Annotated in this window: 22 protein-coding genes; 14 read left to right on the top strand and 8 right to left on the bottom strand. The window is 46.8% G+C overall.

From position 1 onward, the window contains the following. Window positions 1-58: 58 nt before the first annotated feature. Complete coding sequence (glnA, locus tag QUA74_RS23560; protein WP_333334010.1) at window positions 59-1,480, top strand: type I glutamate--ammonia ligase; 1,422 nt, start codon at window positions 59-61, stop codon at window positions 1,478-1,480. Window positions 1,481-1,589: 109 nt separating this feature from the next. Here glnA and QUA74_RS23555 read toward each other — a convergent pair whose 3' ends face one another. Beyond that, entirely contained in the window at window positions 1,590-2,030 is a 441-nt protein-coding gene (locus QUA74_RS23555; protein ID WP_333334008.1) for a hypothetical protein, read from the bottom strand. A gap of 76 nt (window positions 2,031-2,106) precedes the next feature. Here QUA74_RS23555 and QUA74_RS23550 point away from each other — a divergent pair, with 76 nt between their 5' ends. The 4 genes from QUA74_RS23550 (at window position 2,107) to QUA74_RS23535 (ending at window position 4,389) form a co-directional block, all read left to right on the top strand. Next, on the top strand, window positions 2,107-2,433 hold the full coding sequence (locus tag QUA74_RS23550) for a hypothetical protein (protein WP_333334007.1): 327 nt from the start codon (window positions 2,107-2,109) through the stop codon (window positions 2,431-2,433). A gap of 2 nt (window positions 2,434-2,435) precedes the next feature. Continuing rightward, window positions 2,436-2,663: a hypothetical protein gene (locus QUA74_RS23545; protein WP_333334005.1), complete on the top strand. Its 228-nt coding sequence runs from the start codon at window positions 2,436-2,438 to the stop codon at window positions 2,661-2,663. Between the two features lie 149 nt (window positions 2,664-2,812). After that, window positions 2,813-3,709, top strand: a complete 897-nt coding sequence (locus QUA74_RS23540) for a ferritin-like domain-containing protein (RefSeq protein WP_333334003.1) — start codon at window positions 2,813-2,815, stop codon at window positions 3,707-3,709. 176 nt (window positions 3,710-3,885) lie between these two features. Continuing rightward, on the top strand, window positions 3,886-4,389 hold the full coding sequence (locus tag QUA74_RS23535) for a YbjN domain-containing protein (RefSeq protein WP_333334002.1): 504 nt from the start codon (window positions 3,886-3,888) through the stop codon (window positions 4,387-4,389). Window positions 4,390-4,487: 98 nt separating this feature from the next. On the opposite strand, the gene QUA74_RS23530 is transcribed toward QUA74_RS23535, so the two are convergent. From QUA74_RS23530 to QUA74_RS23510, 5 genes are all read right to left on the bottom strand, one after another. Then, entirely contained in the window at window positions 4,488-4,970 is a 483-nt protein-coding gene (locus QUA74_RS23530; RefSeq protein WP_333334000.1) for a hypothetical protein, read from the bottom strand. Next, on the bottom strand, window positions 4,967-6,091 hold the full coding sequence (locus QUA74_RS23525; protein WP_333333998.1) for an AAA family ATPase: 1,125 nt from the start codon (window positions 6,089-6,091) through the stop codon (window positions 4,967-4,969). Before QUA74_RS23525 ends, QUA74_RS23530 begins: the two co-directional genes overlap by 4 nt. Before the next feature lie 207 nt (window positions 6,092-6,298). After that, window positions 6,299-6,757 carry a divergent PAP2 family protein gene (locus QUA74_RS23520; protein WP_333333996.1) on the bottom strand — a complete coding sequence of 153 codons (459 nt, stop codon included), beginning with the start codon at window positions 6,755-6,757 and terminating at the stop codon, window positions 6,299-6,301. Window positions 6,758-6,771: 14 nt separating this feature from the next. After that, entirely contained in the window at window positions 6,772-7,698 is a 927-nt protein-coding gene (gene crtE / locus QUA74_RS23515) for a geranylgeranyl diphosphate synthase CrtE (protein WP_333333994.1), read from the bottom strand. A gap of 202 nt (window positions 7,699-7,900) precedes the next feature. Then, the gene (locus QUA74_RS23510) at window positions 7,901-8,776 is read right to left on the bottom strand and encodes a LysR family transcriptional regulator (protein ID WP_333333992.1); all 876 of its coding nucleotides are present in this window, start codon (window positions 8,774-8,776) and stop codon (window positions 7,901-7,903) included. Between the two features lie 110 nt (window positions 8,777-8,886). Between QUA74_RS23510 and QUA74_RS23505 the strand changes: the two genes are divergently transcribed. Together QUA74_RS23505 and QUA74_RS23500 are read left to right on the top strand one after the other, a co-directional pair. Continuing rightward, window positions 8,887-9,375, top strand: a complete 489-nt coding sequence (locus QUA74_RS23505; protein ID WP_333333989.1) for a GNAT family N-acetyltransferase — start codon at window positions 8,887-8,889, stop codon at window positions 9,373-9,375. 83 nt (window positions 9,376-9,458) lie between these two features. Beyond that, entirely contained in the window at window positions 9,459-10,223 is a 765-nt protein-coding gene (locus QUA74_RS23500; RefSeq protein ID WP_333333987.1) for a methyltransferase domain-containing protein, read from the top strand. 92 nt (window positions 10,224-10,315) lie between these two features. On the opposite strand, the gene folD is transcribed toward QUA74_RS23500, so the two are convergent. Beyond that, on the bottom strand, window positions 10,316-11,185 hold the full coding sequence (folD, locus tag QUA74_RS23495) for a bifunctional methylenetetrahydrofolate dehydrogenase/methenyltetrahydrofolate cyclohydrolase FolD (RefSeq protein ID WP_333333985.1): 870 nt from the start codon (window positions 11,183-11,185) through the stop codon (window positions 10,316-10,318). Window positions 11,186-11,329: 144 nt separating this feature from the next. On the opposite strand from folD, the gene QUA74_RS23490 reads away from it, so the two are divergent. Both QUA74_RS23490 and QUA74_RS23485 read left to right on the top strand, forming a co-directional pair. Continuing rightward, entirely contained in the window at window positions 11,330-11,761 is a 432-nt protein-coding gene (locus QUA74_RS23490; protein ID WP_333333983.1) for a DNA-binding protein, read from the top strand. Window positions 11,762-11,839: 78 nt separating this feature from the next. Beyond that, window positions 11,840-12,262 (top strand): NUDIX hydrolase, encoded by a 423-nt coding sequence (locus tag QUA74_RS23485; protein WP_333333981.1) that lies wholly within the window; start codon window positions 11,840-11,842, stop codon window positions 12,260-12,262. Window positions 12,263-12,358: 96 nt separating this feature from the next. On the opposite strand, the gene QUA74_RS23480 is transcribed toward QUA74_RS23485, so the two are convergent. Next, window positions 12,359-12,907, bottom strand: coding sequence for a LeuD/DmdB family oxidoreductase small subunit (locus tag QUA74_RS23480; protein ID WP_333030027.1), 549 nt, complete (start codon window positions 12,905-12,907; stop codon window positions 12,359-12,361). A 178-nt stretch (window positions 12,908-13,085) separates the two neighbouring features. Between QUA74_RS23480 and QUA74_RS23475 the strand changes: the two genes are divergently transcribed. The 5 genes from QUA74_RS23475 to QUA74_RS23455 all read left to right on the top strand — a co-directional run bounded on the left by QUA74_RS23475 (window position 13,086) and on the right by QUA74_RS23455 (window position 22,026). Next, the gene (locus QUA74_RS23475) at window positions 13,086-13,961 is read left to right on the top strand and encodes a hypothetical protein (RefSeq protein WP_333333979.1); all 876 of its coding nucleotides are present in this window, start codon (window positions 13,086-13,088) and stop codon (window positions 13,959-13,961) included. 1,006 nt (window positions 13,962-14,967) lie between these two features. Further along, on the top strand, window positions 14,968-17,190 hold the full coding sequence (locus QUA74_RS23470) for an ATP-binding protein (RefSeq protein WP_333333977.1): 2,223 nt from the start codon (window positions 14,968-14,970) through the stop codon (window positions 17,188-17,190). A 440-nt stretch (window positions 17,191-17,630) separates the two neighbouring features. Further along, window positions 17,631-19,310: an AarF/ABC1/UbiB kinase family protein gene (locus tag QUA74_RS23465; RefSeq protein ID WP_333334038.1), complete on the top strand. Its 1,680-nt coding sequence runs from the start codon at window positions 17,631-17,633 to the stop codon at window positions 19,308-19,310. Between the two features lie 488 nt (window positions 19,311-19,798). Beyond that, the gene (gene galT, locus QUA74_RS23460; RefSeq protein WP_333333975.1) at window positions 19,799-20,884 is read left to right on the top strand and encodes a galactose-1-phosphate uridylyltransferase; all 1,086 of its coding nucleotides are present in this window, start codon (window positions 19,799-19,801) and stop codon (window positions 20,882-20,884) included. 29 nt (window positions 20,885-20,913) lie between these two features. Continuing rightward, window positions 20,914-22,026, top strand: a complete 1,113-nt coding sequence (locus QUA74_RS23455; RefSeq protein ID WP_333333973.1) for a M24 family metallopeptidase — start codon at window positions 20,914-20,916, stop codon at window positions 22,024-22,026. Window positions 22,027-22,417: the final 391 nt, after the last annotated feature.

Genomic DNA, 22,417 nt, shown 5'->3' with positions numbered 1-22,417 from the left:
GCCCAAACAGTCTGAAATCGGCCGATCGCTAAGACACAACCAATATGAGGAGTAAGTCATGTTCCAGACGCCCCAAGAAGCCTTAAATTACATAAAAGAAAATAAAATCCAGATCGTTGACCTAAAGTTCATCGATATGCCGGGGATCTGGCAGCACCTTTCCCTGTTCCACGACCAAATCGACGAAACCTCATTCACAGACGGCGTACCCTTCGACGGTTCCAGCATTAGGGGCTGGAAAGCCATCAACGAATCTGACATGACGATGGTCATCGATCCGACCACCGCTTGGATGGACCCGTTCATGGCAGAACCGACCATCAGCTTCATTTGCAGCATCAAAGAACCCCGCACGGGCGAACCGTACAGTCGCTGTCCCCGCACCATTGCCCAAAAAGCCATAGACTACTTGCTTTCGACCGGTCTCGGCGATACAGCATTCTTTGGCCCGGAAGCAGAATTCTTTATTTTTGACGACGTTCGCTTCGACCAAACCCAAAATTCCGGCTACTATTACGTAGATTCGATCGAAGGTCGCTGGAATTCCGGCAAAGAAGAAGCAGGCGGCAACCTCGGCTACAAACCGCGTTACAAAGAAGGTTATTTCCCAGTAGCACCAACCGATACCTCTCAAGACATGAGAACGGAAATGCTGCTGACAATGGCAAAATGCGGCGTACCCATCGAAAAACACCACCACGAAGTCGCCACCGGCGGTCAATGCGAACTCGGTTTCCGCTTTGCAACTTTAGTACAAGCCGCCGACTACTTGCTGACTTACAAATACGTCATCAAAAACGTCGGCAAAAAATACGGCAAAACCATCACCTTCATGCCCAAACCGCTGTTTAACGACAACGGTTCAGGGATGCACGTTCACCAGTCGATTTGGAAAGACGGCCAACCTCTATTTGCAGGCGATCAATATGCAGGTTTCAGTCAAATGGGACTGCATTACATCGGCGGCATTCTCAAGCACGCACCGGCACTTTTGGCAATCACCAACCCCACGACCAATTCCTACAAGCGTTTAGTTCCGGGCTTTGAAGCGCCTGTAAACTTAGCTTACTCTCAAGGAAATCGATCGGCATCAGTGCGGATTCCGTTGTCTGGAACCAACCCCAAAGCCAAGCGGTTAGAATTCCGCTGTCCCGATGCCACATCCAACCCCTATTTAGCATTTGCAGCCATGCTGTGCGCCGGCATTGACGGCATCAAGAATCAAATCGATCCGGGCGAACCTTTGGACGTAGATATCTACGACCTTTCCCCTGAAGAATTGAGCAAAATTCCTTCAACTCCCGGTTCCTTGGAAGGCGCTTTAGAAGCTTTAGAAAAAGACCACAGTTTCTTAACTGAAAGTGGCGTATTTACCGAAGACTTCATCCAAACCTGGATTTCCTACAAACTCGACAATGAAGTCAACCCAATGCGGCTGCGTCCTCACCCCTACGAGTTTGCTCTCTACTACGACTGTTAGAAAATTAATAATTAAAAATTAAAAGTTAAAACTGGTAATTATACCATTTTTAACCTTTGATTTTTAATTATTAAGAACGCCGCCCTTAAAAGCGGCGTTTTTTTGAAGTTTAGAACTTCTGGATCAACGCCCAGACTCTCCCGTTACCCGACATTATCTGGGCAACGCTGTTAGTAGTAGGGCCCATTGTAGCCTCAGAGACATCCTCTACAGCCCATTTAGTTGCTTTCTCATCAACAATAAACAAATCATCAGCGGTAGTGCCTTCTTGAACCCGATATATCTTATTCAAAATGAAACGCTGTCGCGCCTCAGCTTTTGGTATGCCCGTAACTTCATCAGGATCGATAGAGATGGCACTACCTTCTTTTAATGTACCTTTTGAGTTGGTTAAATTGCGATCGTCCCTTTGAGCAACCCGCACGCCGTGAAGCTGCAAACCAGGCTCTGTCTCAGAGATATTCAAGACAGCAGCTAGCGCCCCACTTTTTCCCAAACCGAGAACCGCTGCACTAATAGTCAAAATTAGCAAAAGCTTGAAATGATTCACCGTATTTATGCTCCTTTGTTTGTGAGATTCTGCTCTCAGTATAAAGTAGCAATTAGCAATTAGAAATTACCAAACGATGTCCGATATTTTTGTGATGATCCGCAATCAAAATAACGTCGCCATGACTTCAGTTGACGGCATTGCCTTCATTACTTTACTGACTCGGGACGGACGGGTTCTAGTCGAGGAAACAGTTTCCTTGATGGAGGCAGATGCGGGATTTGATGACTTGGCAGCAGGACAATATACTGTAATAGTTAGGCACGAACGGGTTGAACCGCGCTCTGCTACCTGGGTTGTCACGATCGGCAATGAAGATCAAGTAATCATACTGACATTTATCTATCTAGAACCCGAACGGTTACTGCTTCGCATTCTAGCTACTGTTGAAAAGAGACTATAACCATGACAGCTAAAGTTATTCCATCGCAGTCAATTAAAATGTTCCGCTATCGAGTAAATTTCTTGGCAAAAGACCTTTGGAAGGAGAAAAACCCAGTTGGTCGAATGAATCTGGCTTTGCAGTTGGCGGATGCCGCGAGTACGCTGGCTAGACTGGAAGTGGAGGAGGCACGAAAATTTCAAGAAGAGTCGGCTTCGGAGGATCTGGTTTCAGAATCAACTGAGAGTTGATATCAACTTTGGGAATAGGGCATCGGGAATAGGGAATATGGCATTGGGAATAGGTTATTGACAACAAAATTCTAACTTGCTTCCTGAATTAGGAAGCCGAAAAACTGCGTTACACTTATATAAGTATCTTTACAAAACAACATAAAAGCATGACTGTTGCCTATCCCCGCAAGCTTCGCAACGCAATGGGAGCGCGCGAAATTTTAGCTAATGTAGTGCGCGATCGCGAAATTCACCTGATCACCCTCAACCGCTACCGCTACAGCGAACAGCGCAGTTGCAAAGACCTCACAGACGTGATCGAACGGCTCGACGGGAACCCGGCAGAACTCGTGCGCGACCTTTCCCGGCACATTTCCGACGAAGCGCGGCACGCTATGTGGCTCACCGACTTACTGGTAGACTTGGGCCAAAATGTGGGAACGCCGCCGGGAATCTCCTACATTGACGAATTTGACCGCCTGCTCAACAAAGAGCAATACCGCAACCTCGATGACGGTATAATTGCAGTTTTAGCCGCAATCAATGTCACCGAAAAGCGGGGCTGCGAATACTTCTCAGCGCACATCCACGCCCTCAAACAGGCTCCCCAAACCGCAGAAAACGTCAAAATCCGCGAAACAATCGAAAAGATTTTTCCCGAAGAAGCTGGTCACGTCCGCTGGGGCAACCGCTGGCTCGGCTCCATAGCTGCCAAAAGCCCGGAACACCGCCAGAAGGTGGAACAGGCAAAGCGCAAGTATGTGGCGATCGAACAAGCAGCTTTTGAATCGGGAATGGATATCATGTTGGGGGCAGAACTCCGCCGCGTCACCCGCCTGGTGGATATTGCCAACACCATGCCGATGTGGGAACGCCCGCAATACCTGATGGAACGCTTGCCCGCAAGCCTGCTGGCCCCGGATCTGCAAATGACCAGAGTCGATGTAGCTCAGCGGGCCTGGAACCGCGACCCGCAGGCATTTGTGGAGAAATTGGTGCCCATGTTCCTCAACGGCTTGAATACCATTGAGAAGAAGCCGGCGGCGACTAAGCCCAAGGCTTAAAAACGATCGCGAACCTGGTTGAAACGGCTCTGCAAGTCAAACTTGCGTCTGCCTCCGCAAACAAGCGAGATATACTGGTTCCCAGGCCTAGCCTGGGAACCAGTTATTTAAAGTCATAATTTTAAGCTTTAGCAAGTAAACTGATTATTGGAATAGTTTTCCGTCTAAATATAATCATGACTACCAGCGAGCCGAACATACAAACAGCTTCTGCAGAAAGCCTATCGAGTGAAAGCGCGATCGCCGATGCCCAGGTCGAAAAAGCCACAGCCGTCACCTATGCAGAAGAAATTGAAACTGTCATCGCCAGCATGGCTGTAGACCAAAAAGTGATGGTCGGTCAAAGTGAAGCTGGCGGACATCTTTGGAAGTTTAAGTACGGCAGTGTCGAAGTGTTCGTGCAACTCACGGGCGAAACCGAAGATGATACTTTGACTGTTTGGGCTTTTGTACTGCAGTTGCCAGCGAAGAATGAAGCTCAATTAATGCGGAAACTTCTAGAAATGAATTGGCTGTCTACTTTGGAATCTCATTTTGCTATTGTTGATAATCAAGTTGCCGTAGTATCGACTCGGACGATGGCGGAAATCTCGACCGGGGAAATTTCTCGTGCTATCACTATTGTCGCCACGATCGCCGATGACAACGATGACCTGCTGCAAGCAGAATTCGGTCAGTAGTCATTAGGGTGCGCGACTTTTGAGCGAGCCGCACTCCGCTAAATTATTGGCCGTCGCGCACCTGACATTTAAGTAGCGTGCGCGAGTTTTGCGTCTATTTATTTAAAGAGAAATGGTTTTACAGATGAAGCCATACGATCTAATTCTCCTTTGTTGTGTTGGAGAAGATGATGTTCCCATAACTCATTTGTGTTGTCAGAACAATCTTTTGCAAGAGCTTCTCCAATCTCCTCAAAAGTCTTTTTGATGTCTGTCCTTAGATTCTCTGGTTCAGATAGCACTCCCAGCACGAATACTCTGGCTTTTAGATCGTCGGGAATATGACTTTCTACATAACTCAACCGATTTTGATCATCATCGAAATCAATGAGCAAAACCATCATTCTTTGTGGTAATTGTCGCATTTCAGATGCAGACTTATTCGTGAATTCCTCCACAGCTTTTTTCCAACCACCAGCAGGTGGCAGGACTTTAACAGCACGGTTATTCAGGTTTGGCCCCAGAAGAAATCCGTTGACAATCTGGCGATTAGCATCATCTTCCGCCAACACATGAATGTGCGGTTGATACTTATTACTCATAGCTCTATGTCGCCACCAATCAAGGCATTTATCAGGTCGCCTTTCACAGACACCTCACTCAGCGGTCTGACTAAAGTGGGCTCTAAGTGGCTTTTGCGATCTAATACAAAGGTATTTTCATTTGAAAACTTGCGGATTGCTTCAGGATTATGCGATGTCACTAAGATTTGACCGCTATTTTTAAATGAGCGTCGCAGAGACATTACAAAATGTCCAACCTCCGATAAGGATAGATAGTTATCTGGCTCGTCCCAGAAGCAAAAAAGGGGGCCATAAAATTTGTTTGCAGCCAAGACAACAGCGCAAAGAAAAAAGCATTTCTCCCCGTCAGATAAGTCATTAAATTCAATACTCAGATTCGCATTATTTGCTTCAAACCGAACCATCATGCTTTTCGAGTCTTTGCCGATTAGTTCATTCAGAAAATCCTGAATGTCAGGCATGACTTCTCGGAGATATTTATCAACCTGTGTGTAGGCAGCAGGATAGCGACTCAGTAAGCCGGAAACCCACTCCCCAAAGTTTGAACCATCTCGCTTTGGCTCCAAAGTTTCACCGTTTGAGTCTCCAGTCATCAAGCTGGGAATCGGGGCTAAAATGATCGTGCGAGCCAGCCAAGTCTTGAAAATATGAAGCGGATCAGTCTCAGATTGCTCCTGAATTACTGGCAGGGCAACAAGATGCCAATCTACCCGAAACTGAGCTTCACGATTTGGGGAGGTGGTGTGAAGAGTGACTTGGGCTTCTTTTCGAGAGTAAATTGGATCTCCTGCAACTAGCAGTTGCTCTTCAAAAACTCGAAGCTCTCTAAATTTTTCTGGTAAATCTAAGGCAAGGACATATTTGTATAATTTATCTTCGAGTAATACTTCTATTTCAAACCGGATCGGAACATCAGACCTTCCACGAGCGAAATCTTTCGAGCTAATAAGGTTAAGTTTTTCAAGGTCGCGCATTCTATTGATGCCTCGACAAATCTTCTGAAGGACTTCTAATGCAGAGGCAGTAGTTGATTTACCTGCACCATTTTTTCCAATCAAGAGAGCAGATGGCATCCCCTTTATGGGCAGTTCAAAGTTTTCTAGGCATCTGAAGTTGTGTACATATAGTCTTTGGAGCATAGCAAAACAATTCCAAGGAGTGGGAAGTGAAAAAACTTTTTGAAATGCTTAATTAGGGAATAGGCATTGCCAGAAACTTCCAAAAAGTTCGGGTGCTTTTCTGAGCTAGAGACGGATGAGTTGCCGAACAATTAATCCCCGCCGCCAACTTTTACCTCCTACTCGTCAAAAAACACCACTGCCCCAAATTTACTCCGTACTTAAAACTTAATATGCAGGCCCTGCGATCCAAGCAATAGTGATTCCCAGCCCCAAACCGACAAGCACTTGAAAAGGAGTGTGTCCCAGCAACTCTTTCAGGCGAGCCTCATTAAGGTTGTGATCTTCCTCAAAAAACTCGTCAATAATTTGGTTGAGGATGCGAGCTTGCTTGCCTGCAGCTTGGCGGACGCCTGCAGCGTCGTACATCACAATAATTGCAAAGATCGCAGCGATCGCAAAGTCCGGACTTTCCCATCCCATCGTTTGTCCGACTCCAGCAGCCAAAGCGCCCACAAAAGACGAGTGAGCGCTGGGCATTCCCCCCGTTGTTACCAAATACTGAAGATTAAACTTGCGATTTTTGACCAACTCGATCGGCAGCTTCATGATCTGAGCCGCCAGACAAGCGAGCAAAGCAACCACGAGTATATGATTGTTTAAGATGCCGCTGCAAATTTCCTGCATATTATTTGGTATTTCTAGTTACTGCGGCTGGTAATAAAATCGGCGATCGCCAGCAGCGGTAGAGCTTTGCTCCCAAACACTGCCAATTGAGCCTTAGCATCAGCAACAAGCTGCGAAGCTTGGCGCCGAGACTCCTCAATTCCCCACAAACTCGGATAAGTGACTTTCCCTGCTTGAACATCCTTGCCAGCAGTTTTGCCCAGTTCTTCTTGGGTAGCAGTAATATCCAAAATGTCGTCAATGATCTGGAAAGCCAGCCCAATATTTTGAGCAAAACGAGACAGCCGCTGCAAATCTGCACCCGAGGCCCCAGCCAGAATTGCCCCACAAACTACGCAAGCCTCTAACAGCGCGCCTGTTTTGTGAGCGTGAATGTAATTCAAAGTTTCCAGAGAAACATCTGTCTTTCCTTCCGATTCCAAATCAACCACCTGACCGCCTACGAGTCCAGCGGCACCCGATGCCCGCGCTAAATGGGCGATCGTCTGCAACACCTGCTGGGGGGGTACGTTCTGAGTTTTAGTGGCGATAAATTCAAAAGCATAGGTCAGCAAACCATCGCCCGCCAAAATGGCGATATCCTCGCCGTAGACTTTGTGGTTCGTCAGTTTGCCGCGCCGGTAGTCGTCATTGTCCATTGCCGGCAAATCGTCGTGGATCAGCGACATGGTGTGGATCATTTCCAAAGCGCAAGCTGTGGGCATTGCCATAGATGTAGTGCCGCCGGCCAGTTCGCAGCTAGCCAGACACAGGATCGGACGCAGGCGCTTGCCCCCCGCTAGCAGCGAGTAGCGCATTGCTTCGTAAATTTTCTCTGGGTAGATGACCGGGAGTGCACTGTCGAGAGCTTCCTCGATCGCCTCTTTTCGCTTGACTAGATAGGTAGATAAATCGAAAGAGGATTCCGGTTGGGACGAACCCATTTCTGTTGCCAATACCATCCCTTGCTCTCTTGTACTGAATAATTATGTGGGATATTGTGAGCCGTTCAGGTCGGATCGTGCCGACTTTTACGGCAGTAGTTGCTCGAACTCCGAGCATCAATTAATCATTCTACGGGTGTTGTTGCACAGAAAATCTTTGAGTTTTGATAACTTTGTCAAATTACCAGTCAATCTAAAATTTACAATCTCAAATCTCAAATCAGCTGATTTGTCTGGCGACTTCCAAAAACCGCTGCACCGCGGCCGTTGGATCGCTGCGCCAAATTAGAGCGATCGCCACAATGCAGGTTGATTCTGGTAAAGATTTGTAAACAACCCCGCTGCGCTGGAAATTTTGCATCGACGCCGGGACGATCGCCACTCCCATCTCGGCGGCTACCAGACTCACAATGGTTTGCATTTGAATTGCTTCTTGAGCTGCGCGAGGGCTGAAACCTGCTTGCTGACAAAGACTGACGATCGCATCGTACAATCCCGGAGCCTGGGATCGCGGAAATAAAATAAAGGGTTCGGTAGAGAGTTCGCGTAATTCAAGATGTGTGCGATCGGCCGCCGGATGCGTTTCTGGCAGTGCCACGATCAGCGGTTCTCGAAAAACGATTTCAGAATTTATCCCCTCTTCCTCAACCGGAGGACGCACGAAGCCGATATCAATTTGCCCGAACCGCAGCCGCTGCAACTGTTCGTTTGTCGTCAGTTCGTGCAGTTCCAGCGTGACGGCGGGACACCGAGTGCGAAACGCCTGCAAAATGGCTGGAACCACGTTGTGTGCTGCAGAACTCACAAAGCCGATCGTTAGTTGGCCGAGTTCGCCGCGACTGGTTTGTCGGCCGAGTTGAATTGCTCGATCGACTTGCTGCAGAATTTTCTCGGCCTCCTCGAAAAAAACCTGTCCCGCAGCCGTTAAATGCACCGTCCGCTTGGTGCGGCGAAACAATTGAAACCCCAACTCTGCCTCTAAATGCTGGATTTGTTGGCTCAGCGGAGGTTGGGCAATATGCAGTTTTTCGGCTGCACGAGTGAAATTCAGTTCCTCTGCAACTGCAATGAAATAACGCAAATGCCGAAGTTCCATAAGTCCCAATGATTGATACTTTAAAAGTATAAGTTGTTAGCAAAACATATATTGGACATTGATGATGATATTTCATACAGTGATTAATAGGCGAAGTTGAGAATTAAACAATGGCTAATTTGGATATCAAAGTTAGAGAAGCAGAGCTGGTAGATTTGGAACTAATTCTGGCTTTTATTTCGCAAAAATCAGAATTCGATGGAGTTCCACATCTTTTACAAGCAACAGCAGACAAATTGAAGCAAACACTATTTGTCGAGTCTCCCCTAGTGCGAGTATTGTTGGCGGAAGTTGGCGACACAGCGGTAGGGTTTGCGATGTTTTATGCTTCCTATTCAAGTCTTTTGGCGCAGCCTTGCCTTTGGCTTGATGATTTATTTGTGCAATCTCATTTTCGCGGTATGGGAGTCGGTACAGCACTGTTAAAGTCTTTGGCAAAAATTGCTGAGTCAACAAATTGCGGGCGTATGGAATGGACTGTTAATACTGGCAATGCGCCGGGAATTGCTTTTTACCAAAAGCAGGGAGCGCGCCTTTTGCAAAATATTAGGGTTTGCCGTATGGATGGGGATGGAATTGGTCTGCTTGCTGGCAAATAAGTTAATAACGAACCGCGAAGGCGCGAAGAACGCGAAGAGAAGAAAAGAGAAAAGAGAAAAGAGAAGAGGAAAGAAGAGAAGAAATGTCGGAAAATTCTTGGAATTCAGCTCTTTATGAGCAAAATCATGCTTTTGTTTGGCAGTACGGCGAATCTCTTTTGGAGTTACTCGCTCCGAAGGCTGGTGAACAAATTCTGGATTTGGGCTGCGGTACGGGGCAGTTAACTGAAAAAATTGCTCACAGTGGTGCTTTTGTGCAAGGTATTGATTCATCTTTGTCGATGATTTCCACGGCAATAGTAAACTATCCTCACATTAACTTCGCTGCCGCAGATGCGACGAGTTTTAAAGTAGGAGAGCCGTTAGATGCTGTGTTTTCTAATGCGGTTTTGCACTGGATTAAACAGCCGGATGCTGTGATTAATTGTGTGGCAAAAGCGCTGAAGCCGGGAGGACGTTTTGTGGCTGAGTTTGGCGGTAAGGGGAACGTGGGGGCGATCGTCCGGGCGCTTTTGAGTGTTTTGTCAGAAATTGGCTGCCAGGAGCCTGAAGCGCTTAATCCTTGGTATTTTCCGAGTATTGGCGAGTATGCTGGGCTTTTGGAAAAGCAGGGATTTGATGTGGGTTATGCGGTTTTGTTCGATCGCCCGACTCCCCTAGAAGGCGGCAGCGCGGGTATGGTAAATTGGATTGAGATGTTTGCTGGCGGGTTTTTGTCGGGGTTGTCTGATGATGTCCGATCGCACGTAATTAACGCAGTTGAAGAGCGTTTGCGATCGGCGCTGTACCGCGATAGTAATTGGAGTGCAGATTATCGCCGAATTCGGGTAGTTGCTGTCAAGCAGTAGGGTGCGTCGCTTCCTGAAAATTCGATCGATTTTTCACCCGAATTTTCGACAGGGATGCACCCTACGTTAGGTGTATTTATAATGACTAATTACTACTTAATACTGTAGGTCGAAACGGTATTTTCCAACAGCATAGCGACAGTCATCGGCCCGATTCCTCCCGGCACCGGCGTGATAAATTCGGCTACTGTTTTAACAGCATCAAAATCCACATCTCCGGCCAAACGACTCGTACCGTCTGGATTGACGACGCGGTTAATACCGACATCAATTACTACTGCTCCCGGTTTGACCATATTAGCTGTAATCATTTCTGTGCGACCGACTGCGGCTATTAAAATATCGGCTTGATTGGTAATCGATTCTAGGTTTTGCGATCGCGAATGAGCTACCGTAACAGTACAATCGGCTTCTAACAGCATCAGCGCCATCGGTTTACCTACCAAAATACTCCGTCCCAAAACTACGGCGTTTTTTCCTTTTAAATCAATCTGGTATTCCTGCAATAACCGCATCACTCCGGCGGGAGTACAACTCCGCAAACCTTGCTCCCCGCGCACGAGACGACCTAAATTTACAGGGTGAAGTCCGTCAGCATCTTTGTCGGGGGCAATTTGGTACAGCAGCGAAATTGCATCTAAGTGTTCTGGTAGCGGTAATTGAACTAAAATGCCGTCTACTCGATCGTCCTCGTTGAGCGCACGAATTGCAAGTTCTAGTTCGGCTTGAGTAGCGTTTGCGGGGTAATGCTGACCGAAGGAAGCTATGCCAACTTTAGCGCAGGCTCGCTCTTTGTTGCGAACATAGGCTGCGCTAGCTGGGTTGTCGCCCACCATCAGCACCGCAAGTCCCGGAGGACGCCCCTTTTGGGGTTGTAGGGCGCGGACTCGATCGCTCAGCTCGGTTTGAATCTTTGTCGCTAAAGCTTTGCCATCTAGTATTTGAGCAGTTTTGGCATCCATTGTAGACTCTGGGTTAGGGGCGGACGATTTTAGATTTTAGCTTAATCCCCGCCAAGGACTACACTAGAGAAATTTCTTACTTGCGATCGATTCTTGGGATTCTGTTAAAGTAAGTCGTATCTCACATCTCAAATCAGTTGACCAATGACTACTGCAATTAAGCAAGTTTGGGTTCAAAGATTCTGCACCGGCTCTTTATCGCTAATCCTCGCCAGCGGTTTTTTCAGTTGTGGCAATTTACCTCTGTCTCAGCTTAATCTTGGCTTTAATGTGGCTAGCATTGGCGACGTTCAACAAAAGCGACAAGTGGATGCTGAAGTTTATCTCCGGGGAAAGGTGGAAAATCGCGCTCCGTTTGTGGGGAATGCGGCTTATCAACTTGAGGATGGTACTGGCAGTATTTGGATTTTAACCCAGCAAGATTTGCCCCAGCTTGGCGATGAAGTGTTGCTGAAGGGAGAAGTCCGCTACAAGAGTATTACTCTGAAGGAATTGGCAGGAAAGGATTTAGGTGAAGTTTATGTTGAGGAAATGGAACAGTTAAAGCGCACTCCCAGTTCAGAAAAGGGGAAATAGGCAGAAGGTAATTGGTTTTTTGTTATTTGTTATTTAATAATTGCTCCTTCTTCCTTCTTCCTTCTAACTAATTAATTAATGACTAAAATTCACGTTGCGATCGCGATTTTGTACCAAGACGGCAAGTTTCTCTGCCAGTTGCGAGACGATATTCCTCATATCAGGTATCCGGGACATTGGGCTTTGTTTGGCGGACACTTGGAACCGGGGGAAACGCCGGAAGTTGCTGTAGTGCGGGAATTATCAGAGGAAATTGGCTATGCTCCTGCAAGTGTTTCTTTTTTCTGTTGTGATGTCGAAAAAGATGTTGTTCGCCACGTTTTTCACTCACAACTTAGTGCAGATGTCAAGGATTTAGTTTTGCTTGAAGGTTGGGATATGAAGTTGTTGACACCGGAGCAGATTCGGGCGGGAAAATGCTTTTCTGAGCAGTCAGGAGATGTGCGACCTTTTGGCATTGCTCACCAGCGTATTTTATTGAATTTTATTGAGTCGATTTGAGAAAATTTCCGCGATCCTAGATAGGAGCGGTTTGAGTAAGAAGATATTGGTAAGGTGCGCCCGGTGGTACACCCTACATTGCAGGGGTTTTAAAAGTTAAGAGCGAGCCGCAATCATTCCCGTTTGGCGCGCGTAGTCAAACAGCCCTCCGGCATCAATGACTGGGCCTACTTCTCCTAAAGGTTTGAGGGAGCAAGTTCGATCGAGAGTGTGGTTGACAATTACCTCTGCTGTAAAGTCGATCGTCACTTCTTGACCGGTTACAAACAAGTCGCAGAGCCGATCGACTGATTCGATCGGGTACAATTCCCCAGTAGCCGAGCAATTGCGAAAGAAAATGCGGGCGTAAGACAAAGCCACCACCGCTGTGACGCCGGCGGCCCCGAGAGCTATCGGAGCGTGCTCCCGCGAAGAACCGCAGCCAAAATTTTCGCCCGCTATGATAATCGGATACCGGGTTTTCTGTTCACCGGATTCGATAAACTTACCGTAGCGATCGGGCAACCCAATCATAGCGTAACTGCCTAGTTTCTCGTACTCATCCGGCTTCGAGGGAACCAGGGTCAGGTATTCGGCAGGGATAATTTGATCTGTATCGATGTTGTCGTCTACAACAAAAATTTGACCGCTAATTACTTTACCCATAGTTTATTTTCTGTTAGCCTCGCTCGATGCTGTGGTGATAATTTTAAGTGGATCGGTATGCAAGATTTGCATCTGTTCATTTTAACCTGGCAGTGTCAGTGATAACCTGTATGAGTAAAAATTAGATCCGAGACTTTGGGTTAACAATTAACAGATTGCTAAGCGTCAAGATAGTTTTATGGCAAATCCAATAGATGACATTGCTCGACAAGCTCGCGAGGGCTCGGTTGCATCGATTATTCAAATCCTTAATGACGAACTGGCACAGATAGGGGTCAGGGCCCGAGCTGTGTTTGCAGACGGGGTGCTGCAACTGCTGTGCGAAGCTGCAACGCCCCAACTGCTCGAAGAGTCTAGTTTGGTCGATCGAGTCCGAGAAATTTTGGAACGTATTTCGCCCCACAATATTCGCCGAGTCAACATCAACAGCCGGCTTGTCCGAGAACACCAACTGCTGTGGCTCGAAGAAATTAGCCGCGATCCGGAGAATCAACTCTTGTGGTCTCAAGAAATTAAACTCCGAAAGCCGAATTTGTTCAAGCGTTTAGCCACCGCCCATCACGAACGCCAAGCTGTGGCAGGCAAGCGGGCTTTGCCGAGAATCGCTATACCTCGATCGATGCAGCAACCGCGGCAATTTCAGCGTGGTATCGTCGGCGGCATCAGCTTGACCGTGTTGTTGCTTGCAGCAGCGGCCGCCATCCACAAAGGACTTAATTCCCAAGTGCCAAACAGCACACAAGCCACCACCCAAGCAGTTGCCACTGCCCCTCCTTCGGAGGCAAAGCCTGCTTTGAAAATTTCTAAGGAGACTGTTAATTCTGCTGTTGACTCTTTTGCCCAAGCAGTACGAGTCGCTGAACAAGCAGCCACCGAGGGCAAAACCGCTCAATCTCGCGAGGATTGGTTAGTCGTAGCTGCTAAGTGGCAGCAAGCTTCGGATTTGATGGCCGCCGTGCCCTCCAAGCACCCCCGCTACACAACGGCTCTGAACCGGACTGCACTTTACCGCCAAAATAGCGATAAAGCCCAACAGGAAGCACAAAATAAGTAAGCAGGTAACTGGGATAAATTTAACCAGAGACTTAGCTGCACGGCTCTAGGTGTTGTGCAAAATGAGTTTTTGAGCAAAAACTCGAAAACTCTCAACTATGTTATGAGTGATAATTTTGGGATTTGGAATTTTTGCGATCGGCGTTACTCGATCGGCGGATTTGTATCAAAATAAAAATTTGTTAAGATCACAAACTTAACTAATTTGTCTAAGTCCCACGCTGTAATTGTACTCAATTCAGCGTCGGGATATAAGCCAAGCAAGGTCTATGAAAAAGAGCGACAATTTACTGTTTCTCTAGCAAAAAAAACGTGTAAGATATAAGTGGTTGCGACCCACCCACTCGACTGCAAACAACAGGCTACAGTAGCAGTAATATGCTTGGCCTCGGACAACTGCGAGAGAAAGGGGAAAAGAACAGACCGCTGGTTGGTAAGGCACGTCCCACCATAAAATACAATCCAAGTTTGTTGTACGAAAATAGTTTTTGCCTTGGGAAACAGGGCTTCTGCGTGGGTTCCCTACGAAGGGATAAAGGGTGTAAAAGCCCAGAAATGCTGTGTAAGACTCGGCTCGTCTTCAGTGACGAGTCTCAGTAATGAGATACCCAACAGAGCAACGGCAAACGAGACACGAAGCCTACACGCTCACCGAAGGTCAGTGCTAGGTATTTCACATAGGAAACATCACACAGTGAGAAGAGGGGTGTCACTAAGCGGTCTCTAGAAAAACTTCATACTACTAATAACCGTCAAAATTAGCGGGAATGGGATTGATAATCATCCGGTAAAGGATGGTAAAGTTCATCCCGTACAGATCGAAGGGTAAAAAACAGGAAAATAGAACTCGGTCAGATCTGGGTATATTTTTACATATCGAGCGACCCGCCGATCAGCTGCACAAACACAGAAAGCAGGCTCATAACGGTCAAGCCGACAGTTATGGATAGGTTCTATATTTGCAGCGCAAGCCGGCTCAAACATCTTAGAATAAAGGCTTGGTTGCCATGATCGATTGCCAGGGAAATCAAGACTTTAGTCCGATCGACCGATCGCCGTCAGAGTCTTGCACTTTGCATTTACCGCAAATCGCAGAGCCAGTATCAGTCCAAAAATTTCTGGATCGTCTTATGCAGTACCAGGTCGATCCTGCCCTTCTTGGGCGACAAATTTGCCAAATTCTCGCCACCAGCTTTGATCGAGAACTCCTGCTGCTGCGAATAGCCAATACTTTGGGGGTTGCATGGGGGGCAGATTTCTGTTTGGTTACTGCTGTGGTTGACCAAAAAGTAGTACATCCGAATGCTTGCTGGCAAAATAGCAGCGATCGCCCCTATGTTGCCGGTGCTGTGGATTCCACTCAAACACCGGAACACGCCCAAACCCCAAGATTAAAACCCCCTAGCATATCACTCGAACATCCCGCTTGGGCCAACGTCCTAGTAGACGGGGAGATAGTGGCGATATCCGACTATCTTGATAGTCCAGCAGCTTCATCGCCCAATTCCCCTGTGACTGCGCTGCCTTTTCGGGCAATTTTGGCAGGGGCTGCGCGATTTGGAGGGGCTGTAAATGGCATGATGATTGTTGGTAAGTCGCAACCTCACGAGTGGTCGGTAGCCGAGATCCAGCGCCTTGAAGCAGCATCGGAGGCGATCGGCAGCGCGATTTCTCACCTTCTAAAAACTCAAGAAATTGCCAGCTTAAATGAACAGTTACAGCGACAAGCTAAATACAAAAATCTACTCATCTCAGTTGCTGCATTGAGCCAGACAACTTCAGAAGTTGAGCGAATATTGCAGCAAGTTATTGAAAATACCGTTGATACCCTGGAAGTAGATAGAGGTCAAATCTTGCTATTGAAATATACAGACCCTCTATTTACAAATCGCTCGCCCAATCAAACCCCCAAAGCGAAAGTCGAATTAGTTTGCGAATCTGTTGTAAAAAAATATCCAAATAAACAGCCAATAGCACAAAACGCTGCCGCAAAAAAAAGCTCAACATCCAAAACAAAAAACAAGGATAAAACTGCTACTTCCCAATCCAAAATCCCCAACTCAAAACCAAATAACTCTCCCGCTTTTTGGCTGTCTGAATCTAATTTGTGCCACCAAGCATTCCACAGCGCACCCAAACCCCTCGCCCTCGCTGACGCAAGCGCATTAATCGGCAAAGAACAAGAGGTCGCCACAGAAATTTTGAAACTCCAAGGCATTCGCGGCTTGCTGCTGGTTCCCCTCACGGGCGGTAGCTGCCAGGAAACAGTTTTGGGTTTCTTGGTTTTGCAGCACTCGAAGCCGCGCACTTGGAACCCGGAAGAATTAGAAGTTCTCGAATCAGTCAGCGCTCAAGCGAGCAAGATGATTATCCAAACTCAAACGCTTAAGGAATTGCAAGCCCTAGTCTTCGACAGAACCACTCAGTTGCAGCAAAGCCTGGACGTGCAGGGGAAACTGTACGAACAATCTGCCAATCAGCTAGAGCAAATGCGGAAATTGAAGCTGATTAAAGACGAGTTTCTCAGCACTCTGAGTCACGAGTTGCGTACCCCTTTAACAATCATGAAGCTGGCGATTCTGATGCTCAAACAAGCTGAACTGCCGTCAGCGAGTCGGACTAAGTATCTCGAAATTCTAGAACAGCAGTGTTCTAAGGAAACTGCTCTGGTTAACGATTTGCTAGCCCTCAAGCAGTTTGAGCCTCAGCAAGTCCCAATTTCTCAAATCAAAATCGATCTCAACCGTTTATTTCAAGATTTAGTTAGGGATTTTGAAAAACAGTGGGCGGATAAGCAATTGACTCTGAAGGTGGATTTGCCCAAGTTGACCCCTTGCTGGGAAACCGACCCGGACATTCTCAATCGGGTACTCCTGGAACTACTGACGAATGCTGGAAAATACTCTGCTTCTGGAACGGCGGTAGTTTTGGAGGCGTCTGAGGCAGCCGGCTATATTGTCCTGAGCATTTGTAATTTCGGGCCCGGCATTTCTGCGGCTGATTTGCCCCACATCTTTGACAAGTTCCGCCGTGGCACTGGCATTACGGACCAAGCTATCGCCGGTACGGGTTTGGGCCTGGCTCTGGTAAAGTCTTTAGTGCAGCACTTGAATGGTACTATTGATGTATCTAGCCGTCCGGCGGAAAGTTCAGAAGCTGACGAGTTGTGGCGTACATCTTTTACTCTGACTCTGCCTCAATTTCCAGCGGAACTCTCTAATCTAGAATAATAGTTTGGTGGAAAAGTGGTTGTGAATTGGCAGCGAACAAACTAAGACTTGCTTTTTTAGGGAGATGTGGATGCGGCAAACGCTACCACATCCTCATTGTTGATTTGTTTGTCTGGTTTCCCCTCTAAAGTGCCGATTCTCCATTGCTGATTTTCCCCATGACTTATATTATGTCGGGTTATTGGCCCGTAATTAGTGCGTGTTTGTAGTGAGTATGAGTGTCCTCTATTTATTATTAATTAATCAGGACTTGCATTACTTGCTAGGAACTTAATTATAATTGTATAGTCGGAGATGATATTACGCAGTATAGACCAAATAAACTGAGTTTTTTAAGTGTTTCAAAGGCCTGCAACCCGTCTTTTCGTACAAGCCGGTTTCTGCGTCCTGGATTGTCCCCTAAAAATTGTCACGGTGCATGGAATTCGATCGCCAATATTATGCTCACAAAAGCTGCACCTAAAACCCTGCGTTGGCAACGTTCTAAATATTCGCCACTGGCACGACAAATAGACATTTTTGCAGCGGCGGGAAAGTTTATGTTTTTTTTGTGGTGGGATGGACTGCTGCAAAATAATTCTCCTCATATTAGAAGAATTCGCGCTCATTGGTTGGTCAATACTTTGCTGAATTTAGGCCCGACTTTTATTAAAATCGGGCAGTCTCTCTCGACTCGCGCGGATTTGTTGCCACTTGAGTATGTGAAGGAACTCGAACAGTTGCAAGATCGGGTTCCTCAGTTTAGTTCCGAAGAGGCGATCGCTCTTGTAGAATCAGAGTTAGGCAAGGATATTTATGCTTTGTACCGCGATTTTGACCCGTCGCCCATCGCTGCTGCGAGTCTTGGACAGGTGCACAAAGCAAGGCTGCACACCGGGGAAGATGTGATTGTAAAGGTGCAGCGTCCGGGTTTGGAAAGTTTATTTGATTTGGATGTGAAGGCGGTGCGCCAAGTGATGCGTTTTTGCGATCGCTATTTGCCTGGGACGCGCAAATATGACCTGGAATCTATTTATCACGAGTTTTTTAAGATTTTATATCAAGAAATTGACTACGTGCAAGAAGGTAAAAATTCCGATCGCTTTAGCCATAATTTTCGAGAATATCCTCAAGTTATTGTTCCGAAAGTCTACTGGCAATACACTACTAAAAAAGTGCTGACTCTAGAATACGCACCCGGCATTAAGGTGGACGACCGCATTAGTTTAGAGGCGATTGGAGTGGATATTGTGAAGCTCAATCAACTCGGAATTTGCTGTTATTTAAAACAGTTGTTAATTGACGGTTTTTTTCAAGCTGACCCCCATCCGGGAAATTTGGCGGTGACAGAAGATGGTAGCTTGATTTTTTACGATTTTGGGATGATGGCTGAGGTGAAGTCTCTGGCTAAAGACCAAATGGTCAAGACTTTTTTTGCTGTGATGAGAAAGGATACTGACGAGGTACTCAATACTTTAATTTCGATCGGCTTGGTTGAGCCGATGCCGGATATGATGCCAGTACGCAGGTTAATTGCTTTTCTGTTGGATAAGTTTATTGATAAGCCGATCGACTTTCAAGCTTTTAATGAAATCAAGAACGAACTTTACATCATGTTCGAGCAGCAACCGTTTCGCTTGCCTGCAGAAATGATGTTTATTGTCAAGTCTGTGACGACTCTCGACGGCATTGCTAGAACTCTCGACCCTGACTACAATTTCATAGCATCAGCTCAGCCTTTTGTCAAGAGTATTGCGGTGAGCAAGGGGCGGGGAAATGCGATCGGAGAATTGGCAAGGCAAGCGCGAAGTTTTATTACATATAAGTTACGGCAGCCGAGCAAATCGCAAGTTTATCTCAACCGTTTGGAGCAGCGAATTGAAGAGGGCGAACTGCAAATTAGAGTGCGAAATCTAGAGAGCGAAAGAGCCTTGAAACGCATTAACTTAGCCCTGAAAACTCTAATTTTCGCTTGTTTGACTGGTTTTGTGTTTTTGTCGGGTGCAGTGCTGCTAGTGGGCGGATATCAAACGGGGGCGATCGCAGCTTTTGCGGTTGCGGGATTCGGTGGCTTGTTTGTGTTGCGCTCGTTGTTAGATTTGTTGGTTAAGGAAAAGCTCGATCGAATGGTCGATCGATAAATATACTGGGTAATTGGGAATTGCGATCGTAGTCAGGACTTTAGCCCTGATTAAAAAAACTAATGCTGACTCATTTCTCCTGCAATAGTTAGGCTGACCTATATCCTTTCCTACTGCTATATCTTGTTAAACAGGAAAATTGGTGATTTTTTGAGCCATCAAGTTTGTAATCTCGTGAATATCACTCTTGATGAAAGAAAAATGAAATCCCTTTTTTGGCACACTATATATAGTGGGTCTGCGTAAGTCCTGTCAAAGCTAAACTCCTCTTAGATACGACTCAAGAACTCATGCGTCGTCATAGCGAGCACTTTAGCTAAAAACCCCGTGGGTTTCAACCCCTGCCGGACTGGCGGACGATCGGCGGACGTTGGTACTGCCAACTAAACTTGTTAACATAATGTGCGACTTTAGGTAGGGGCGGATTCTCAAAGCACGAAGTTATACTCCTAACATATATTAAACGCGATCGCCCGCCCCTACAAAAAATGTACGCCCAAACATTGCTAAAACCAGACGGCCGCCCACTCACACTGTACAGTCGCTACCCAATCCCAGAAGGTATCGCGGCCGTAAGTCCCAGCAATGACCCCGTAGAGGCAAACCCGCACTTTCGCTGGCATCCTTTGCGGGGGGAATGGGTAGCATACGCCAGCCACCGTCAGGGAAGAACTTTCATGCCGCCGCCGGAATACAACCCGCTGGCAGCTACAATTAACCCTAAGTTTCCGACAGAATTGCCGCCGGGAGATTACGATGTAGCAGTGTTTGACAATCGCTTTCCCTCGATGACTTTGCAAGCAAAAAATGCACCTGCAAATATTGTAGAAACTTTGCCAGCGAAAGGCATTTGCGAAGTCGTTGTTTTCACTCAAGATCCGCTGGCTTCCTTGGGTTCTTTGGAGTTAACTCATTTGGAATTATTGTTAGAAGTATGGGCCGAACGCACTTCAGTTATTGGCAGCAATTCCGAAATTCAATACGTCTTGCCCTTTGAAAATCGCGGCGTCGAAGTCGGAGTAACTTTGCACCATCCCCACGGTCAAATTTACGCTTATCCGTTCGTGCCACCGGTGCCGACACGGATGTTAGAATGTCAATCGGTTTACTATCAAAAAAACAGTAGTGGTTTGCTGCAAGATTTGATTCAAAAAGAGATTTCCGACAAACAGCGAATTATTTATTTAGACGAAGAGGCGATCGCCTTTGTCCCCGCTTGTGCCCGCTACCCTTACGAAGTGTGGATTGCCCCAATCGCCCCCGCTGCTACATTTATCGATTTGACCCAAAAACAGCGGCAATCACTCGCTAAGGCCTTAAAAACAGTCACCCTCAAATACGACGGTTTGTGGCATCGCCCATTCCCTTATTTGATGGCTTGGTTTCAAGGGCCCACAGACGGGAAGCCCCATCCAGAAGCGCATTTGCACGCCCAATTTTATCCCCCCTATCGATCGAGCGATCGATTAAAATACCTAGCCGGAACCGAACTCGCCGCCGGAATGTTTGCCAACGACGCTTTACCCGAAGAAAAAGCTAAAGAATTGCAAGCTGTATCCGTCAATCTATTTTAGATTTTAGATTTTAGATTTTGGGTCAATCTATGAAAAACTCATTCAACCAAGAAGTCGATACAAAACTCGAATTCATCCGCAAAGCCTTAACCGAAACAAAAGCGATCGCCCTTCGCTTGCGCGGTACAGACTGGTTTGCCTGGGCCACAGCCGGCGGTTCCCATACAGTATTGCTAACTGCAGAAACCGGAGTTGCAGAAATATTAATTACTGCCGAAAACGCTTGGGTTCTCACCGATGAAATCGAAGCTCAACGCTTGCAGGAGGAGGAATTGCCAGCCAACTTTCAAATGCACATCTATCCTTGGGCTGATGTTGCACAGCGCGAAGCTTTTGTCAAAGAAATTACTGGTGGCGGTAACGTCATGAGCGATCGGCCAACTGCGCAAGAAACACCAATAATCCCTTCTTTAGAGTCTCGCAAACAGACAATGATGTCAAGCGAATTAGATCGATATCGGCGAGTCGGGCTTTTAGCCAGCGAAGCGATGACAGAGGTACTTTCCGCCGCTAAACCCACATGGACAGAATATCAGCTAGCCGGAGCCGGTGCAGAGGCTTTGTGGGCGAGAGGTTTGCATCCAGCCCTGACATTAGTTGCTGGAGAAAGGCGTTTGCCACTGTACCGCCACGCCACAGCAACCGCCGAACAAATTGGACGACAAGCAATGTTAGTATTTTGCGCTAGGGGATGGGGTTTGTATGCAAATTTAACCAGATTTGTCTGTTTCGATTTTCTTGGGGAAAAGCATTCAGAGTTGCACCGACAAGTCAGAGAAATTGAAGCAGTGGCGCTAAATTTGTGTCGACCGGGATTAACGCTGAATGCGGTTTATGATACGCTTAAAACTGCTTACGAAGAGCACGGATATCCTCAAGCAATTGCGGAACACCATCAAGGCGGAACTACCGGATATTTGGCGCGCGAAATTGTGGCGAATCCGGCTACTTCAGATATTTTGGCAGAAAATATGGCTGTGGCTTGGAATCCGAGTTTGTCGGGAGCAAAAATTGAGGATACGTTTGTAATTCACAGCGATGGAACGTTGGAAAATTTGACTTTTGATCCGAATTGGCCCAGTGTAGAAGTAGCGGGAAGGTTGCGGCCAGTACCGCTCGAAATATGGAACCATAGACTTTAGTCAATTTAACTTATCGCTCTATTTTTATTTCAGGCCCGAGGAGAGACAATTCATATCAATTCCGGTTGCCCTCCTCATGATTGTTTACGTTCAGGGGGCGACAACGAGGCTAAAGCGGTTGCTCTATCAGCTTTCTAGCTCTTAGCCCCCTCCGGTAAAATGACTGCTTATTGCGAGCTAAACTCCTCATAGATGCTATCGACTCCCAACAGCAGTCATTGGCAATTAACCAATTTTCGCCATACAAACCAATCCAAAACTTGCTATGTCTTCTTCTATTTCTACCTTTTTCTTGAGGACGACATATATATTTTTCCTGGGGGGGTGACAACCCCGTTAGAAGCTAGACAAGGTAAGGCGTTGACCCACTTGTGGTAAAAAAAGATAGGCC

Origin of the sequence: Microcoleus sp. LAD1_D3 (genome assembly GCF_036702135.1) — a bacterium.
Lineage (GTDB): Bacteria > Cyanobacteriota > Cyanobacteriia > Cyanobacteriales > Microcoleaceae > Microcoleus.
This window is presented reverse-complemented; position numbering and strand designations above follow the sequence as displayed.

Bases quoted from the DNA above. Each gene is read 5' to 3' on its own strand.
- glnA (WP_333334010.1), top strand. From the start codon at position 59: ATGTTCCAGACGCCCCAAGAAGCCTTAAATTACATAAAAGAAAATAAA.
- QUA74_RS23550 (WP_333334007.1), top strand. From the start codon at position 2,107: ATGTCCGATATTTTTGTGATGATCCGCAATCAAAATAACGTCGCCATG.
- QUA74_RS23545 (WP_333334005.1), top strand. From the start codon at position 2,436: ATGACAGCTAAAGTTATTCCATCGCAGTCAATTAAAATGTTCCGCTAT.
- QUA74_RS23540 (WP_333334003.1), top strand. From the start codon at position 2,813: ATGACTGTTGCCTATCCCCGCAAGCTTCGCAACGCAATGGGAGCGCGC.
- QUA74_RS23535 (WP_333334002.1), top strand. From the start codon at position 3,886: ATGACTACCAGCGAGCCGAACATACAAACAGCTTCTGCAGAAAGCCTA.
- QUA74_RS23530 (WP_333334000.1), bottom strand. From the start codon at position 4,970: ATGAGTAATAAGTATCAACCGCACATTCATGTGTTGGCGGAAGATGAT.
- QUA74_RS23525 (WP_333333998.1), bottom strand. From the start codon at position 6,091: ATGCTCCAAAGACTATATGTACACAACTTCAGATGCCTAGAAAACTTT.
- QUA74_RS23520 (WP_333333996.1), bottom strand. From the start codon at position 6,757: ATGCAGGAAATTTGCAGCGGCATCTTAAACAATCATATACTCGTGGTT.
- crtE (WP_333333994.1), bottom strand. From the start codon at position 7,698: ATGGTATTGGCAACAGAAATGGGTTCGTCCCAACCGGAATCCTCTTTC.
- QUA74_RS23510 (WP_333333992.1), bottom strand. From the start codon at position 8,776: ATGGAACTTCGGCATTTGCGTTATTTCATTGCAGTTGCAGAGGAACTG.
- QUA74_RS23505 (WP_333333989.1), top strand. From the start codon at position 8,887: ATGGCTAATTTGGATATCAAAGTTAGAGAAGCAGAGCTGGTAGATTTG.
- QUA74_RS23500 (WP_333333987.1), top strand. From the start codon at position 9,459: ATGTCGGAAAATTCTTGGAATTCAGCTCTTTATGAGCAAAATCATGCT.
- folD (WP_333333985.1), bottom strand. From the start codon at position 11,185: ATGGATGCCAAAACTGCTCAAATACTAGATGGCAAAGCTTTAGCGACA.
- QUA74_RS23490 (WP_333333983.1), top strand. From the start codon at position 11,330: ATGACTACTGCAATTAAGCAAGTTTGGGTTCAAAGATTCTGCACCGGC.
- QUA74_RS23485 (WP_333333981.1), top strand. From the start codon at position 11,840: ATGACTAAAATTCACGTTGCGATCGCGATTTTGTACCAAGACGGCAAG.
- QUA74_RS23480 (WP_333030027.1), bottom strand. From the start codon at position 12,907: ATGGGTAAAGTAATTAGCGGTCAAATTTTTGTTGTAGACGACAACATC.
- QUA74_RS23475 (WP_333333979.1), top strand. From the start codon at position 13,086: ATGGCAAATCCAATAGATGACATTGCTCGACAAGCTCGCGAGGGCTCG.
- QUA74_RS23470 (WP_333333977.1), top strand. From the start codon at position 14,968: ATGATCGATTGCCAGGGAAATCAAGACTTTAGTCCGATCGACCGATCG.
- QUA74_RS23465 (WP_333334038.1), top strand. From the start codon at position 17,631: ATGCTCACAAAAGCTGCACCTAAAACCCTGCGTTGGCAACGTTCTAAA.
- galT (WP_333333975.1), top strand. From the start codon at position 19,799: ATGTACGCCCAAACATTGCTAAAACCAGACGGCCGCCCACTCACACTG.
- QUA74_RS23455 (WP_333333973.1), top strand. From the start codon at position 20,914: ATGAAAAACTCATTCAACCAAGAAGTCGATACAAAACTCGAATTCATC.